14 protein-coding genes and 1 pseudogene are annotated in these 16,992 nt (G+C 42.0%); all 15 read left to right on the top strand.

Annotation, left to right across the window (positions count from 1 at the left end; genetic code table 11):
* The first annotated feature begins 67 nt into the window (after positions 1-67).
* Positions 68-1,372: an ATP-dependent Clp protease ATP-binding subunit ClpX gene (gene clpX, locus GT674_RS00345; protein ID WP_161283844.1), complete on the top strand. Its 1,305-nt coding sequence runs from the start codon at positions 68-70 to the stop codon at positions 1,370-1,372.
* A gap of 18 nt (positions 1,373-1,390) precedes the next feature.
* Complete coding sequence (lon, locus tag GT674_RS00350; protein ID WP_161283845.1) at positions 1,391-3,706, top strand: endopeptidase La; 2,316 nt, start codon at positions 1,391-1,393, stop codon at positions 3,704-3,706.
* 64 nt (positions 3,707-3,770) lie between these two features.
* Positions 3,771-4,376 carry a ribosome biogenesis GTP-binding protein YihA/YsxC gene (gene yihA / locus GT674_RS00355; RefSeq protein ID WP_161283846.1) on the top strand — a complete coding sequence of 202 codons (606 nt, stop codon included), beginning with the start codon at positions 3,771-3,773 and terminating at the stop codon, positions 4,374-4,376.
* Positions 4,377-4,389: 13 nt separating this feature from the next.
* Positions 4,390-5,235: an energy-coupling factor transporter ATPase gene (locus GT674_RS00360; protein ID WP_161283847.1), complete on the top strand. Its 846-nt coding sequence runs from the start codon at positions 4,390-4,392 to the stop codon at positions 5,233-5,235.
* A complete protein-coding gene (locus tag GT674_RS00365; RefSeq protein ID WP_161283848.1) occupies positions 5,226-6,113 on the top strand; it encodes an energy-coupling factor transporter ATPase in 888 nt (295 codons plus the stop codon). The genes GT674_RS00360 and GT674_RS00365 overlap by 10 nt, the downstream gene beginning before the upstream one ends.
* Entirely contained in the window at positions 6,106-6,909 is an 804-nt protein-coding gene (locus tag GT674_RS00370; RefSeq protein WP_161283849.1) for an energy-coupling factor transporter transmembrane component T family protein, read from the top strand. The genes GT674_RS00365 and GT674_RS00370 overlap by 8 nt, the downstream gene beginning before the upstream one ends.
* Before the next feature lie 4 nt (positions 6,910-6,913).
* Positions 6,914-7,654 carry a tRNA pseudouridine(38-40) synthase TruA gene (gene truA / locus GT674_RS00375; protein WP_161283850.1) on the top strand — a complete coding sequence of 247 codons (741 nt, stop codon included), beginning with the start codon at positions 6,914-6,916 and terminating at the stop codon, positions 7,652-7,654.
* A gap of 397 nt (positions 7,655-8,051) precedes the next feature.
* Complete coding sequence (locus tag GT674_RS00380; RefSeq protein ID WP_161283851.1) at positions 8,052-8,948, top strand: Nif3-like dinuclear metal center hexameric protein; 897 nt, start codon at positions 8,052-8,054, stop codon at positions 8,946-8,948.
* Between the two features lie 41 nt (positions 8,949-8,989).
* On the top strand, positions 8,990-10,192 hold the full coding sequence (locus tag GT674_RS00385; RefSeq protein ID WP_161283852.1) for a GDSL-type esterase/lipase family protein: 1,203 nt from the start codon (positions 8,990-8,992) through the stop codon (positions 10,190-10,192).
* Between the two features lie 19 nt (positions 10,193-10,211).
* Entirely contained in the window at positions 10,212-11,576 is a 1,365-nt protein-coding gene (locus GT674_RS00390) for an MFS transporter (RefSeq protein ID WP_161283853.1), read from the top strand.
* 33 nt (positions 11,577-11,609) lie between these two features.
* Positions 11,610-12,392, top strand: coding sequence for an alpha/beta hydrolase (locus tag GT674_RS00395; protein WP_161283854.1), 783 nt, complete (start codon positions 11,610-11,612; stop codon positions 12,390-12,392).
* A gap of 73 nt (positions 12,393-12,465) precedes the next feature.
* Positions 12,466-13,347 carry an AraC family transcriptional regulator gene (locus tag GT674_RS00400; protein ID WP_161283855.1) on the top strand — a complete coding sequence of 294 codons (882 nt, stop codon included), beginning with the start codon at positions 12,466-12,468 and terminating at the stop codon, positions 13,345-13,347.
* A gap of 28 nt (positions 13,348-13,375) precedes the next feature.
* Entirely contained in the window at positions 13,376-14,182 is an 807-nt protein-coding gene (locus GT674_RS00405; protein ID WP_161283856.1) for an alpha/beta hydrolase, read from the top strand.
* Between the two features lie 26 nt (positions 14,183-14,208).
* Complete coding sequence (locus tag GT674_RS00410; RefSeq protein ID WP_161283857.1) at positions 14,209-15,315, top strand: alpha/beta hydrolase-fold protein; 1,107 nt, start codon at positions 14,209-14,211, stop codon at positions 15,313-15,315.
* 109 nt (positions 15,316-15,424) lie between these two features.
* Positions 15,425-16,933, top strand: a pseudogene (hcp, locus tag GT674_RS00415) (hydroxylamine reductase); the annotation flags it as partial.
* Between the last annotated feature and the right edge of the window lie 59 nt (positions 16,934-16,992).

Here is a 16,992-nt window from a genome sequence, read left to right on the forward strand (position 1 = left end):
AAAAGGAACCTCTTTTCAGGGGGTTCCTTTTGTGCCATATCAAACTGAAAGGAAACGAGAATTATCTATGGCAGAAAAAATAAGAGATGGAAAAGTCAGATGCTCTTTTTGCCACAAATCTGAGGATCAGGTTCGCAAGCTGATCGCAGGCCCGGAAGGGGTATTTATTTGTGACGAGTGTATAGGTATCTGTTCAGAGATTATGGAAGAGGAACTGGGAGATTATGAGCAGGAGGATATCTATGATACAGACATCAATCTGCTGAAGCCGGAAGAGATCCATAAGATTCTGGATGACTATGTTATTGGACAGGATGAGGCCAAGAAAGCTCTTTCTGTAGCTGTCTATAATCATTACAAGAGGATCACGGCATCCAGGAACATGGATGTGGAACTGCAGAAGAGTAATATTCTGATGCTTGGACCGACCGGCTCCGGTAAGACACTGCTTGCACAGACACTTGCCCGTCTTTTGAATGTTCCGTTTGCGATCGCAGATGCAACAACTCTTACAGAGGCTGGTTATGTCGGTGAAGACGTAGAAAATATCCTTCTGAAGCTGATTCAGGCAGCAGATTATGATATTGAACGTGCACAGTATGGAATTATTTATATTGATGAGATTGACAAGATCACCAGAAAGTCTGAGAATGCGTCGATCACCCGTGATGTATCTGGTGAGGGCGTTCAGCAGGCACTCCTCAAGATCCTTGAGGGAACGGTTGCGAATGTACCGCCGCAGGGTGGACGTAAGCATCCGCATCAGGAATTCCTTCAGATTGATACAACCAATATCCTGTTTATCTGCGGAGGTGCTTTTGACGGAATCGAGAAAGCAATCGAAGCAAGACAGAACACCAAATCCATTGGTTTCGGTGCGGAAATAGAGATCAGGAAAGAACGAAACATCGGCGAGATCATCAAAGATGTTATGCCGGAGGATTTTGTCAAATTCGGTCTGATCCCGGAATTTATCGGACGAGTTCCGATCGTTGTGACTCTTGACGGACTGGATGAGGAAGCACTGATCCGTATCCTCAAAGAGCCAAAGAACGCGCTGACCAGACAGTATCATAAGCTGTTTGAGCTGGATGGAGTAGAACTGGAATTCCAGGAGGAAGCACTGGAAGCAGTTGCACGTAAATCACTGGAGCGCAGAACAGGAGCCAGAGGATTAAGATCTATCATGGAGAAATCTCTTATGGATCTGATGTACCGCACACCTTCTGACAAGACGATCCAGAAATGTATCCTCACAAAGGATGCAGTGGAGGGAACCGCAGAGCCGGAAGTGATCCATGGAGAAAGCGTACCTGCGGCAGGAAAGAAAGCTTCCCGTTCAAGAAAGAAAGGCAAACCGGAAACGGCATAAAGAAGGGACTGAAGACACATGAAACAGCCAATCAGCATTCTTCCTGCACTGGCACTTCGGGGAACAACGATCCTTCCAGATATGATTGTTCACTTCGATGTAAGCAGAGAACGTTCTATGAAGGCAATTGAAGCTGCAATGCTTCAGGATGAGAAGATTTTTCTGGTCACACAGAAGGATCCGGAAATAGAAACACCGGAGATCAAGGATTTATATAAGGTGGGTACGGTAGCCTATATCAAGCAGGTGGTAAAATTACCACACGATCTGCTGCGCGTTCTGGTTGAAGGTCTGGAGCGATCTGAGCTTGTCGGACTGGAACAGGAGGATCCATTTCTTATGGCAGAAACCGTAGGAGTGGAAGAAGATGGTGCCCAATATGGCCGGTCTCTCAGAGAGGCAATGTATCGGGGCATCCGGGAACTGTTCCAGAAATATTGCCTGGAGAGCGGCAGAATCAGCAAAGATCTTGCAGCCAAAATCCTTAATATCCAGAATCTCGAAGAATTAGTTTCCCAGATTTCCGTGAATGTACCTCTGTCCTATCAGAATCAGCAGAAGATTCTGGAGGCATTAACTCTGGAAGAACAGTATGAAGTTCTTGCAGCAATCCTGACAAATGAGATCGAGGTGCTGCAGATCGGACACGATCTGCAGCATAAACTCAAAGCCCGGGTGGACAAGAATCAGAGAGAATATATTCTGAGAGAACAGCTTAAGCTGATACGTGAGGAGCTTGGAGAGGATAATACGGCTGACACGGCAGAAGAATATCGGGATAAACTCAAAGAGCTTCAGGCTTCCAAAGAAGTCAGGGACAAGATCAGCAAGGAAATCGACAGGTTTAAGAGCATGAACAGCAGTGCGGCAGAAAGCAGTGTGCTGAGCACGTATATTGAGACTCTGCTGGATCTGCCATGGGATAAGAAATCCGAAGATTCCATGGATCTTGAGGAAGCATGGAAAATCCTGGAAGAGGGACATTACGGTCTTAAGGATGTCAAGGAGCGTATCATGGAATTCCTTGCTGTTCGCAAACTGACTTCCGGCGGCAAGAGCCCGATCCTCTGTCTTGTAGGTCCTCCGGGAACCGGCAAAACATCTATCGCGAAATCTGTGGCAGAGGCCCTTCATAAGAAATATGTACGGATCTGCCTTGGCGGTGTACGGGATGAGGCTGAGATCCGCGGACATCGTAAGACTTATGTGGGAGCAATGCCGGGACGTATCACGGTTGCACTGCAGCAGGCGGGAGTAAGCAATCCGCTGATGCTTCTGGATGAGATTGACAAGACCAGCAGTGATTATAAGGGTGATACTTCGGCTGCACTTCTTGAGGTGCTGGATCCGGAGCAGAACAGTCGTTTTAACGATCATTATGTAGAAGTTCCGCAGGATCTCTCAGAGGTACTTTTCATTGCCACTGCAAATGACATGGAAGGAATCCCGAGACCTCTTCTGGATCGTATGGAAGTGATCGAGGTTTCCGGGTATACTGAAAATGAGAAAGAACACATTGCCAGAGAACACCTGATACCAAAGCAGCTTGAAGTAAATGGAATCCCGAAGGGAAAACTGACCATACAGCCGGCGGCACTCCGCAAGATGATCACTCTCTACACCAGAGAGGCGGGAGTAAGAGGGCTTGAGAGGACTATTGGCAGAATATGCCGCAAAGCTGCCCGTGAGATCATGGAAAACGGACAGGATAAGGTTGTAGTAAATACAAAAAATCTCGACACCTTCCTTGGAAAGTCCAGATACAGCTATCTGATGGCAAACAAAAAGGATGAGGTTGGTATCGCAAGAGGACTTGCCTGGACGCAGGTTGGAGGAGATACTCTCCAGATAGAAGTAAATGTGATGCCGGGTAAGGGAGAACTGGTACTGACCGGTCAGCTTGGAGATGTCATGAAGGAGTCTGCGATGGCAGGTATTTCTTATATCCGTTCTGTGGCAGATCAGTATGATATCAAGCAGGAGTTCTTCCAGGAGAATGATATCCATGTACATATCCCTGAGGGAGCCGTTCCAAAGGATGGCCCGTCTGCGGGTATCACCATGGCGACAGCTATGCTCTCTGCGATCATCGACAGGAAAGTAAGAGCAGATGTAGCCATGACAGGAGAAATTACTCTCCGCGGCAGAGTTCTTCCGATCGGAGGACTTAAGGAGAAACTTCTGGCAGCCAAATATGCCCGGATCAAACAGGTACTTGTACCGAAGGAAAATAAACCGGATATCCAGGAAATTGATGCTGAGATCCTGGATGGACTGAAAATTTCCTATGTAGATAACATGAAGGAAGTGCTTCACGAAGCACTGGCAAAATAAGAAAGATAGCTTTTCAGCAGAGCGTCACCATGAAGGGACTGAACAGTTATCAAAAGAGGAATTTATGGTTATAAAAAATGCAGTTTTGGATATAGTCTGCGGAGTCACCAGCACACTTCCTGATACAGGGATGCCGGAGGTGGCTTTTGCAGGAAAATCAAATGTAGGAAAATCTTCTCTGATCAATGGTCTTATGAATCGCAAAGCACTGGCGCGCACCAGTGCTCAGCCGGGGAAGACACAGACGATCAACTTTTATAAGATAAATGATGAGATGTTTCTGGTGGATCTTCCGGGTTATGGATATGCAAAGGTCACACCTGCCGAAAAAGAAAAATGGGGAAAGATGATCGAGCGTTATCTTCACAGTTCCAAAAATCTCAAGGCGGTGTTCCTCCTTATCGATATCCGACATAAACCATCTGCAAATGACTGTCAGATGTATGACTGGATCCTGCATAATGGTTATGAACCGATCATCATAGCGACCAAGCTTGACAAGATCAAACGAAGCCAGGTTCAGAAATGCCTCAAAGTTATCCGTGAAGAACTTAAACTGACAAAAGGTACGAAGATCATTCCGTATTCTGCGGAAACAAAGCAGGGAAGAGAAGAGATATGGGAACTGATGGATTCTCTGACCGGTCTGACACCGACAGAAGAAGCCTGAAAGGATTAAAAAGATGGGAATCATCAAAGCAGTAAAACTTGCATTCGATTACTTGAAATATGATGAAGACGGCAATGTTCAGGAAACACAGAGAGCAGTAGACGGTGTGGATGTTGATATCAGGGAAGGCCAGTTTGTAGCGATCCTGGGACATAATGGTTCCGGTAAATCTACATTTGCAAAGCATATCAATGCACTTCTTCTGCCGTCGGACGGAACAATCTGGATCGATGGCATCAATACTCTGGAGGAACCGGAGCTGTGGAAGGTACGCCAGAAGGCCGGAATGGTTTTTCAGAATCCGGATAATCAGATCATTGGAAGCGTTGTGGAGGAGGATGTCGGATTTGGCCCTGAGAATATGGGAGTTCCCACAATGGACATATGGAAGCGGGTCAATGAGAGCCTTGAAAAGACAGGAATGACAGCGTACAGACATCATTCACCGAATAAGCTCTCCGGTGGACAGAAACAGCGTGTTGCCATCGCAGGAGTTATGGCGATGCGGCCGAAATGCATTGTATTGGATGAGCCGACCGCCATGCTGGACCCGAACGGACGTAAGGAAGTTCTGGCCGCAGTTCACCAGCTGAATAAGCAGGAAAACGTTACAGTGGTGCTGATCACACATTACATGGAGGAAGTCATAGATGCAGATCATGTTATTGTCATGGATGACGGACATGTAGTCATGGAGGGAACACCGAGAGAAATCTTTTCTCAGGTAGAAACGCTTAAGAAATATCGTCTTGATGTACCGCAGGTCACTCTGCTGGCACATGAACTCAAACAGTCCGGAGTAGAGATTCCGGATGGAATTCTTACTACGGAAGAACTGGTAAATGCCTTATGTCAATAGAATTAAAAAACGTAACATACACATACAGCCCGGGAACCTCTTATCAGATCCATGCACTTAAAGACATCAATCTGGAAATCCCGGATGGTCAGTTTATCGGTGTGATCGGACATACCGGAAGCGGCAAATCTACACTGATCCAGCATTTTAATGCACTGATCCAGCCAACATCAGGAACGGTATCCTACAACGGCGAGGATGTATGGGCGGAAAAATATGACCGCCGGAAGCTTCGAAGCGAAGTAGGACTGGTCTTTCAGTATCCGGAGCATCAGCTGTTTGAGAGTGATGTTCTTTCTGATGTGTGCTTTGGACCTATGAATCAGGGAATGACAAGAGAGCAGGCAGAGGAAGAGGCACGCAAAGCACTTCATCACGTCGGCTTCAAAGAAGAAAATTTTGACAAATCACCGTTTGAACTTTCCGGTGGTCAGAAGAAACGGGTTGCCATTGCGGGTGTACTTGCCATGAATCCGAAAATCCTGATCCTGGATGAGCCAACAGCAGGTCTTGATCCGAAGGGCAGGGATGAGATTCTTGATCAGATCGCTCAGCTTCACAAAGTACGCGGAATCACGATCGTGCTGGTATCTCACAGCATGGAGGATGTAGCCAAATATGCACAGCGTCTGATTGTAGTCAATCATGGAGAGATTGCCTTTGATGACACCCCAAAGAAGGTTTTTGCTCATTTCAGAGAAATGGAACCTATGGGACTGGCAGCTCCGCAGATCACCTATATCATGCACGCACTGAAGGAAAAAGGACTCGATGTAGACCCTTCTGATACTACGGTTGAAGAGGCAAAGCAGGACATCCTGGAGGCACTTAAGAAAATAAACTCTCCTTTACTGAAAGGAGGGGTTAAGAATGATTAGAGATATCACGATCGGTCAGTATTATCCGGCCAAGTCTCCAATCCACAGAATGGATCCGAGAACGAAATTATTTGGAACTCTGATATTCATCATTTCTGTATTTTTGTTTCACAGTGTGGCAGGATATGCCGTGGCAACGCTGTTTCTGGCGGGAATGATCATCATCTCCCAGGTGCCTGTGAAGTTTATCTTCAAAGGACTGAAGGCGATCTTTATGATCCTTATGATCACAATGGTGTTCAATATTCTGCTGACGCCGGGAGAGGTACTCTGGAAGATAGGAATCTTTAAGATCACCAGAGAGGGAATTTCCATGGCAGTCCGGATGGCGATCCGACTGGTTTATCTGGTGATCGGTTCTTCTCTTATGACACTGACAACGACACCGAACCAGCTCACAGACGGTCTGGAAAAAAGTCTTCGTCCATTAAATAAGATTCATATTCCGGTACATGAGATTGCTATGATGATGTCAATCGCCCTGAGATTTATACCGATCCTTCTGGAGGAAACAGATAAGATCATGAAAGCACAGATTGCCAGAGGTGCAGATTTTGAGAGTGGAAATCTGATCCAGAAGGTCAAAAACATGGTTCCGCTTCTTGTGCCTCTGTTTATCTCAGCATTTCGCCGTGCCAATGATCTTGCAATGGCGATGGAGGCAAGATGCTATCATGGTGGTGATAACCGTACACAGATGAAGCCGCTGCACTATACCAGAAGAGATCATATTGCTTATGTGGTATTATTTGTATATCTTGCTGTTGCAATTGGATTTCGCGTGATGGGATGGTGATGGAATGAAGAGAATCGGACTTGTGGTTGCATATGATGGAACCAATTACAGCGGATGGCAGATTCAGCCGAATGGAGTCACCATCCAGGGTGTGTTGAATGATACACTGACAGAATTACTCGGAGAAAAAATCGAGATCATGGGTGCGAGCCGTACAGATGCCGGTGTGCATGCCCTGGGAAATGTAGCCGTTTTTGATACGAACACACGCATTCCCGGAGAAAAAATATCCTACGCACTGAACCAGCGTCTGCCGGAGGACATCCGTATTCAGCTTTCTGAGGAAGTGGAGCCGGATTTTCATCCGCGCTACTGTGACAGTGAAAAAACCTACGAATACCGCATCCTGAACAGGAAGTTTCCAGTGCCGACAGAGAGATTGTATTCGTATTTCTATCACTATAAGCTGGATATAGACAAAATGCGAGAGGCAACCTCCTATCTGATCGGACGGCATGATTTTGCCAGCTTCTGCGGAACAGGAGCACAGGTGAAGTCAACGGTCCGTACACTGACAGGAATCGATATCTGGCGAGATGGAGATATCGTGACGATACAGGTCAGAGGAGAGGGATTCCTCTACAATATGGTACGTATTATCGCAGGAACGCTGATACAGGTAGGGAATGGACAATATCCGCCGGAACGTGTCAAAAAGATCCTGGATGCCTGCGACAGATCTGTATCCGGGCCGACAGCACCGGCTCATGGACTGACGTTGATGGGAATTGAATTTTTTGACTGAAAAGCAGTCTTATTTAACAAATAATGGCAAGGATTCTCCCCACCTCTATAGGTGGTGAGATGAATTGCAAATAAAAAAATTAACGGCAGTGGAGGGCGGAGAGAAATCGGTATCCCCCACTGACATGAGGCAAACCACAGTCAGCATTCTGCTGATAAGTCAGACTCTGTGAAATTACCGACTGTGGGTTGAAACAATAAAAGCGACTGTCTGGAAATGGACAGCATAAAAACAGGGAGGGTATAGCTCAGGAAGAGTTATACCCTCCCTTAGTTTGTCTGAAAATGAAAATATCAAAAAATGACAATTATATAGAAAAAAAAGGAAAAGAAAAAGCTCTTTTTTACTGCTATCATAATAAAAAAAGAAAAATATCACAAAAGGAAAAGGAGAACAAATGACAATTCAGGAAATATTAGATCGGGTTTCTGAATATCATCCTGATCTGGGAGAAGATTACCATGGATGTGATGAAGTAAAGTTTGGTGATTGCTCACAGGAATGCACAGGAATTGTTTCTGCATTGGTTCCGACAGTTGATGTGATCAGAAGGGCGGTTGAACTTAAAGCAAATCTTCTGTATGTTCATGAGCCGGTATCCTATTTGACCCCTGACTGGCCTGAGTGGAAGGCAGATTATAAATGCAGAATTTATGATGAAAAATTAAAATTACTAAAAGAGAATAAGATTGTGCTTGTTCGGGATCATGATCATATGCATGCCCATAAACCTGACAGCATTTTTACAGGAGTGCTGAAATACCTGGGCTGGATGGAATATCTTACAGAAGAGCAGAAGATTCCGTTTGGTTATACAGTATGTTTTCCAAAGGCAAAAAAGCTTAGAGAGATCAATCAGGAATTGATAGAAAAAATTGGAATGCAAGGACTTCGCTTTATAGGAAATCCAGAAGCAGAATTAAAAAAAATAGCATTTACAGGACATATTTATCCGGATGCGTTTATTCCGCAGCATTTTAACGAAGACGGAAGCTGGAGTGATTATGCGACGGAGATTATTCGTGAAATGGAGCAGGATGGGGTTGAATGTATTATTCCGGGGGAAGTGATCGAGTGGACGGTATTATCGTATATCCGCGATGGAATTTCTCTGGGAAAAAATCTTGCATGTATCAATCCAGGACATTTTAACTGGGAAGAACTTGGTGCCCGATATGCAAAAGACTGGCTTATGGAATTAACTGAAAATAAAGTATCAGTTTTTTATGTTCCAACTGGTGATATGTGGAAGTATCAGACAAAAAAGAGTTTGTTTGAACAGAAATCGGAGTAAACAGCAACTATCCGATGTCTGTAAGTTAAGGAGTACAACAAATGAAATGGACAAGCAGTTTTAAATATCTTCCGATTAATTACGGAATGACACTGGCAACATTGTCAGACAAAACCCAGAGAGTTCTGTTTGATAATAATTTAAATGGAAATAAAGTGCGTATTTTATTTTCAAATAAATACGCAAAAGAAACATTGAACTTAAAAAAGGTAACCATTGGGATTGAAAATGAAGGAGCAGTGGAAAGAATAAGGGAAGTAACACTTCGAGGAACAAAAGAGATCGTACTTCCGGCAGGAGCAGAAGTTTACAGTGATGAAGTTGAAGTTACAGTGAAAGCCGGAGATCGGATCGCAGTAAATATTTATATTGACCAGCAGCAGAAAATTCAGAATTTATGTGGATACTGGGCAGAAGGCGGATCAGAAGTCAGATGTAATATTGAAGGAGATGATACGAGAGGAAACGCTTTTTCAAGTACATCTATGGAGGAAATCTATAAATTTGTAAAAGAAGATCCTTCATCGGTAAAAGGTCAGTTTTTCTTTGGCTTTTCGGCTGTTCAGGTTTGGACAGAAGATGACGTCAAAGTAATAACAGCTTTTGGGGATTCTATTACAGCAATGGCGTTTTTCACAAATGCACTTCAGAAAAGACTGTATAAAAAATATCCGGGGCAGGTAACCTTGCTTAATGCAGGAATCGGAGGGAACAGACTGCTTCATGATGCTACATGGATACCAGATGCTCCTGCAGAAGGAGGGCTTTTTGGAGAAGCAGGGGTGAGAAGATTCGAGAAGGATGTATTTGGGAGGGACAAAGTTGACAGTATTTTTTGCCTGATGGGCATTAATGATATTATGCATCCTCTTCAGTTTGAAAAAGCAGAAGAATCTGTTTCCGCTGAATATCTGGAGCAGGGCTTCAGTTATCTTGCAAAAAAAGCACACGATCATGGAAGCAGAATTTATGGTGCAACTATTATGCCGTGTGGAAATACAGAGTATTCAGAGAAATGGATGCAGGCGTTTGAAAAAACAAGAAGAGATGTGAATCAATGGATCAGAACACAAAGTGTTTATGATGGATATTTTGATTTTGATGATATATTAAAAAATGATACAGTTCCGGCTTATCTCAAAGAAGAAGTTCATATTGGAGATGGATTACATCCAAATACAATGGGTGGAAAAATCCTTGCGGAATGTGTGGATTTGAGTATGCTTACAGGGTTGGATGATTAAAAATACGAGGAGAAAAAATATGAATCAGATTAACAAAAAGATGTCTTTGCTGGAAAAAATCAGTTATGGATCGGGAAATATGGGAATATGTCTGTGTACTACACTTATCACTACATTTATTATGTATTTCTATACAGATGTTGTTAAGATCAGTGTACTTCAGGTTGGAACGATCATGTTGATCGGTGGAATTGCAGATGCTGTGTCAGATGCGGTAATGGGAATCATTGTAGATCATACAAATACCCGCTGGGGAAAATGCCGGCCGTATCTTATTTTTGGAGCGATACCTATGGCAGCAGCCTGTTTCTTTGTGCTTCATGTTCCGGATGCAAGTGCCACAGTAAAATATATTTATGCTTTGATTACATATGTTATCTATACATTAGCATATACAACTGTACTGATCCCACAAAATGTATTGATCTCTGCAATTACAGATGATACACAGGATCGACTTGCAACAAATATGTTTGGAACTCTTGGAACAAATATTGGACAGCTGATTACAGGTGCATTTGCGTTGACACTTGTTTCTGTGCTGGGGCATGGTTCTGAGTACCGTGGATACAATATAACGATACTGATCTTTGGTATTTGTGGTGCAGCATTAACTATGGTAGATGGATTTAATACAAGAGAACGAATGAATATGGGAACTGCCGCACAGCAGAAAATATCAGCAGCTGATACCATTAGATCCATGAAAAATACCCCTTGGATCATATGTACTGTTACTACGCTGTTTATTATTGCCCAGGTAGTTGTCAAATCTTCTACAACTGTTTATTATTCCACCAATGTTTTACAGAATGCCGGGATGTCTTCCAGCTTGCTTTCTGTTGCAAATATTATTGGAATTCCGATCACACTGATTATTCCTGTTATTGCAGCAAAAATTGGAAACAGAAACATTGTATGGGTTGGATCTGTATTTGGTGTATTAGGAAATATTGGTATTTATTTCTTGAAATTTAATAATATTGCAGTAATTGCCTGTGCGGTCATTGCGTCTGTGGGAACTGCATTCGTGAACGGAATTATATATGTTATGTGTGCAGAAAGTATTGATTATGGAGAATGGAAGAGCGGTATCAGAGTTCAGGGATTTTTGATGGCATTTATCGGATTTGCAGTAAAAATTGCGAACTCTATTGTTCAGATGATAACTACAGCCATTCTGAATGCAGGTGGTTATAACGGAGCGGCAGAAGTGCAGACTGCATCAGCTGTAAACGCGATTGAATTCTGTTACGTCTGGATTCCTGTAATTTTGTTTGTTATCGTATTTATAATAAATGGATTTTATAAGCTTGACAAAATCTACCCTCAGATTCGTGCAGATCTTAATAAAAAAAGAGATGCTATGGTAACAGAAAATTAATTTTATATAGAAAACAGAGAGAGGAAATGAACTATGGCGGTTTTTAGAATTGCATTTGCATCTGAGACTTTATTTCGCACAGTTAATTTAAATGTTATTGTGCCTATAGAAACTTATGGAAGAACTGACGTAAAAAAACCAGAAAAATTTAAGACTCTTTATCTGCTTCATGGATTTGGCGGAAGTCAGGATGACTGGATGGATTATAGCAATTTGAGAGCAATATCCGAAAAGTATAATCTTGCGATTGTTCTTCCTTCCGGGGAAAATAGTTTTTATGAAAATATGAACAGCATTGCAGGTCGTTACAGTGATTTTACAGGGAAAGAAATTGTTGATTTTACCAGAAGAATGTTTCCTCTTTCTGAACGGAGAGAGGACACTTACATTGGTGGACTTTCCATGGGTGGTTTTGGTGCATTGAGACTGGGAAGTCTTTATCATGAAACATTTGGAAAGCTGTTTACCTTATCAGGTGCGTTTATCATTGACAAGATTTCTGGTCAGAAGGCCGGATATTCAGACAGCATTGCAGATTATGATTATTATGTGCGTACGTTTGGAAATCTGGATTGTTTAAAAGATTCTGAAAAAGATCCGATGTATTGTGTAAAAAAAGCAGTTTTACAAAAAAATATGCCGGAGGTTTATCAGGCAGTAGGGACAGAAGACTTTTTGATCGAAGAAAATCGTATGATGAAAAAATATCTGGAAAAAGAAGGAGTAAAAGTGACGTATCACGAGGCAGAGGGAATTCATGACTGGTCGTTCTGGAATAAATATTTGCCAGAAGCGGTGGAATGGCTGCTGAAATAAAAGCGTGGCGTTGTGTGAGATTGTCAGAAGGTATGCTATAATGAGGTAAAACAATATTTTGCCGGAGGTGTTTATGTCAGAATTATACGAAAGTGAAGATTTTATTTATAACAGGATACCTATTCGTATTTTTAATCATTGCTTTGATGGAATAGAGATTTTTACACCTACTCACTGGCATCGTAATATTGAATTTAATCTTGTGACCTGTGGAAGAATCCGTCGGATTGTAGATGGAATACAGTATGGTCAGACGGAAGGAGATATTTTCATAGTTAACAGTGGAGAAATTCATGCGGATCACTGGATTGATGAGACAGATCATTTTGAGGGTATTACTGTTCAGATTTCCAAAAGTTTTATGGAACGCTGGCTTGGAGGAGATTTTTATTTGAGTATACCTGAGAAAGCGGAAGATATGCAGCAGATGATAAATGTTCTGCTGCAATTTGGAAAACTGAAGCAGAAGAAAGAACAGAATGGTTATGCTGGTTTTGGAGAAAATCTGGATGGAGCTGTTGAAAATGATCTGTCAAGAATCCGGGCAATGGAACTGTTGTTTCGGTTACTTGGAGTTCTTCGTATGTCCTGTGTGAAGAAACCAACAGAAAACAGGCGTAACAGAGAAGACAGCATTAATAAAATTAAGGAAATCACGAATTATCTTGACAAACATTATACAGAAAATCTGACACTTGCTGCTGTTGCAGAACAATTTCATTACACATCTGCACATTTATCACGGTTATTTAAAAAGCATATAGGAATTAATTTTCATGATCATTTACAGTATCTTCGTCTTATGAATTGTGTGGAAATGATGAAAATACATCCGGAAATGCAGCTTACGGTTATAGCACTGAATAATGGGTTTCCAAATATAAAATCTTTTATCGAAACTTTTAAACGATTTTATGGATGTACTCCATCTGCATGGATGAAAAAGAAAAGATGAGGATTGTATTAATAGAAGGGATTTTATTATGGCATACATAGAATTACAATATTTGTCATCAACAATTACTAAATTTACAACGGTTAAAGCTTATCTGCCTACAGACGGAATGAGTGGAAAAAATTTTGAGCCCCCGTATAAAACCTTATATTTTCTTCCTGGTTTCAGTAATGATGCAACAACGCTTATGACCTATCTGGGATTCAGACGGGAATGTGAGTTAAAAGGAATCGCAGTAGTAGTGGTAGATGGAGATAATTCTTTTTATGTAGATCATTCCAGAAGGCTTTCCAATTACTCTGCATTTATAAAAGAAACGGTGGATATGACAAGGAAACTTCTGCCCCTTTCAACAAGAAGAGAAGACACATTTATAGGTGGAATTTCAATGGGTGGATATGGGGCATTATTAAATGGACTCAGATTTCGTTCGTATTTTTCAAAAATAGCAGCATTATCTCCAAGTGCAGATTGTTATGATCTGATTTGTGGACATGAAGAGATGTTTGACCGGGAATTATTTGAAAATGTATTTGGCAGCGAAGAAAAGTATTATGAGAATGATACAAATCTCTGTAAATTTTACTCAGAGGTTCCAAAAGAAGAGATTCCGGAACTTTTTATTGCCTGTGGAGAGCAGGATGATCTGGTTGGAAAGGGAGTAAAAGATTTCCGTGAAAAGCTTAAGGAACTGGAGATACCTTTTATTGACAGAATGGGTCAGGGAAATCATGAAATGGCGTATTGGGAAGATCAGATGGATCCGGTCTTTTCTTTTCTGGCAGAGATCGAGCCGGGCACAAAAACAAGGTTAATACTCGAAAATCATAATTAAATAAATTGCAAAGAGAGGAAAACGTCATGAATCAGGCGATAACGTCACAGGCTCTTTCATTTTGTCCGGTTATACCGGCAGCTGATGAACCAGAAGGACAGATCAGAGATGCAGAAGGCAATGTATGGATTCAGATTAAGGCAGATCATGCTTCAGATGTCAGTCTGATCATCTACGAGCAAAAATTTCCGTTTATTAAAGAAGAAGGAATATGGAAGTTGAAATATCCGGGAAAGGATGGAATAACTCTTGTACAATTGCAGATTGATGGAATGAATGTACTTACCCCCTACCTTCCGATATGTTATGGATATAGTAGACCATATAATTATGTTTCAATAGAAACAGAAGAAGAGTTCTATTATCTGAAAAATGTACCACATGGAACTGTGAGACAGGAATATTTTTATTCTGATATAACCGGAGAATGGGAACGCTGTTTTGTTTATACACCGGTGGAATATGAGGAGTGTCCGGAAAAGAGATATCCGGTTTTGTATTTGCAGCATGGACATGGAGAAAATGAAACCGGATGGATCGAAGAAGGAAAAGTCCATTTCATTATGGATAATCTGATTCAGGCGAAAGAAGCAAAGCCATTTATCATTGTGATGAATAATGGAATGGTTCAAACGAAAAATGCAGAAGGAAAGCGAATAGTAGATCATACGATATTTCCTGAATATCTGATAAAAGATGTGATTCCATACATAGAAAAGAAATATCGTACAATTAAAAACAAGGACAGCCGGGCAATGGCAGGTCTGTCCATGGGGTCTATTCAGACGAGTATCACGGCATTTGAATATCCGGAATATTTTTCCTATATTGGATTATTCAGTGGATTTCTTCGTGATTTTATTCAGGGAGATAAAATTATGGACATGGTCCAGAGAGGAAAGGTCTCTGATAAACATCTGAGAATTCTGGACAGTAAAGAAACATTTAAAAATAATCTTAAGATCTTTTTTCGTGCAATGGGAGAGAATGATATTTTTATCCAGAAGTTTCTGGAGGAAGATGAACTTTTAAGTAAAAAAGATATTTCATGCATCAGAATCATTTATGAGGGCGGGCATAACTGGAATGTATGGAGACGTTGTATTCGAGATTTTGCGAAACTGTTATTCTGAAAAATGGATTGTAATGTAAGACAATAAAAGAAACGACAGAAAAGGACGGATGATAAAAATCCGTCTTTTTTTCTGCGATATTTTATATCCGTGGTTATGACCACATATAAAGGGGCTTTCTGCAGTTACAACAGAACTTCGAAAAGAAGGAAAAGAGATTCCGGATGAGATTGATCATCTGGTGGTGATGAATCTTTTTACAACCATTACAAATGTAAATTTTGACAGAGAATCCATTACAGAACGTATTACAGAAACATTGAAGGCAAAGGAAAGATTGCTTTCAGAAGTGGAAGACAAAGATCAGCTTCCGGAGGCAGCAGTTTGGAATGGAAAAGAGAAGGAATTTGAAGAAAAAGCATCAAAGGTTGGAATTCTTTCTACCGAAAATGAGGACATCCGAAGCTTAAGAGAACTGATCACTTATGGGTTAAAAGGTCTTGCTGCCTATGAGAAACATGCACTTGCACTTCTTCATAATGAGGAAGAACTGGATGCTTTTCTTCAGAGAGCACTTGCCGCAACACTGAATGATACTCTCAGTGAGGAAGAACTGACAGCTCTGACGCTGGAAACCGGAAAATATGGTGTACAGGTGATGGCACTTCTTGATAAGGCAAATACAGAAACTTATGGAAATCCGGAGATCACAAAAGTAAATATTGGGGTTCGAAACAATCCGGGAATCCTGATTTCCGGACACGATCTCCGTGATCTGGAAATGCTTCTGGAACAGACGAAAGGAACAGGTGTGGATGTCTATACACATTCTGAGATGCTTCCGGCACATTACTATCCAGCATTCAAAAAATATCCGAACTTTGCAGGAAATTACGGGAATGCGTGGTGGAAACAGAAAGAAGAGTTTGAGAGCTTTCATGGTCCGATCGTGATGACCACAAACTGTATCGTACCGCCGAAGGAAAGCTACAAAGACCGGATCTATACGACCGGAGCAGTCAGATATCCGGGATGCAAACATATTCCGGGAGCAGAGGGGGAAGAGAAAGACTTTTCTGCTGTGATCGAGCATGCAAAGAAATGTGCACCGCCACAGGAGATTGAAAGTGGAGAGATTGTCGGAGGTTTCGCCCATGCACAGGTTCTTGCACTGGCAGATCAGATCGTAGAGGCGGTTAAGACTGGAGCCATCCGCAAGTTTGTTGTAATGGCAGGCTGTGATGGCCGTGCAAAGACCAGAAATTACTACACAGATTTTGCAAAGGCACTTCCGAAAGATACGGTGATCCTGACTGCCGGCTGTGCAAAATACAAGTATAATAAACTGAATCTGGGAGATATCAACGGCATTCCGAGAGTACTTGACGCAGGACAGTGTAATGATTCCTATTCACTGGCTGTGATCGCACTGAAACTAAAGGAAATATTTGAACTGGAAGATATCAACGACCTTCCGATCGTATACAATATTGCCTGGTATGAGCAGAAAGCAGTGATCGTACTCCTGGCTCTGCTTTCCCTCGGAGTGAGAAATATCCACCTGGGACCGACTCTGCCAGCATTCCTTTCTCCGAACGTGGCAAAGATCCTGGTAGATAATTTCGGGATCGGCGGAATCCGTTCTGTTGAAGAAGACATTGCTGATCTGATCGGATAAAAAACTGTTTTTGAGATGTAACAAGTCTCTTTGATTTAATTAAAAACCGGTTGCAAATC

Source organism: Blautia sp. BIOML-A1 (genome assembly GCF_009883055.1).
In the GTDB taxonomy this organism is placed as follows: domain Bacteria; phylum Bacillota; class Clostridia; order Lachnospirales; family Lachnospiraceae; genus Blautia_A.

Coding starts and splice junctions, on each gene's coding strand:
- GT674_RS00400 (WP_161283855.1), top strand. CDS start 12,466: ATGTCAGAATTATACGAAAGTGAAGATTTTATTTATAACAGGATACCT.
- GT674_RS00390 (WP_161283853.1), top strand. CDS start 10,212: ATGAATCAGATTAACAAAAAGATGTCTTTGCTGGAAAAAATCAGTTAT.
- truA (WP_161283850.1), top strand. CDS start 6,914: ATGAAGAGAATCGGACTTGTGGTTGCATATGATGGAACCAATTACAGC.
- GT674_RS00410 (WP_161283857.1), top strand. CDS start 14,209: ATGAATCAGGCGATAACGTCACAGGCTCTTTCATTTTGTCCGGTTATA.
- GT674_RS00365 (WP_161283848.1), top strand. CDS start 5,226: ATGTCAATAGAATTAAAAAACGTAACATACACATACAGCCCGGGAACC.
- clpX (WP_161283844.1), top strand. CDS start 68: ATGGCAGAAAAAATAAGAGATGGAAAAGTCAGATGCTCTTTTTGCCAC.
- GT674_RS00360 (WP_161283847.1), top strand. CDS start 4,390: ATGGGAATCATCAAAGCAGTAAAACTTGCATTCGATTACTTGAAATAT.
- GT674_RS00395 (WP_161283854.1), top strand. CDS start 11,610: ATGGCGGTTTTTAGAATTGCATTTGCATCTGAGACTTTATTTCGCACA.
- GT674_RS00370 (WP_161283849.1), top strand. CDS start 6,106: ATGATTAGAGATATCACGATCGGTCAGTATTATCCGGCCAAGTCTCCA.
- GT674_RS00380 (WP_161283851.1), top strand. CDS start 8,052: ATGACAATTCAGGAAATATTAGATCGGGTTTCTGAATATCATCCTGAT.
- GT674_RS00385 (WP_161283852.1), top strand. CDS start 8,990: ATGAAATGGACAAGCAGTTTTAAATATCTTCCGATTAATTACGGAATG.
- GT674_RS00405 (WP_161283856.1), top strand. CDS start 13,376: ATGGCATACATAGAATTACAATATTTGTCATCAACAATTACTAAATTT.
- yihA (WP_161283846.1), top strand. CDS start 3,771: ATGGTTATAAAAAATGCAGTTTTGGATATAGTCTGCGGAGTCACCAGC.
- lon (WP_161283845.1), top strand. CDS start 1,391: ATGAAACAGCCAATCAGCATTCTTCCTGCACTGGCACTTCGGGGAACA.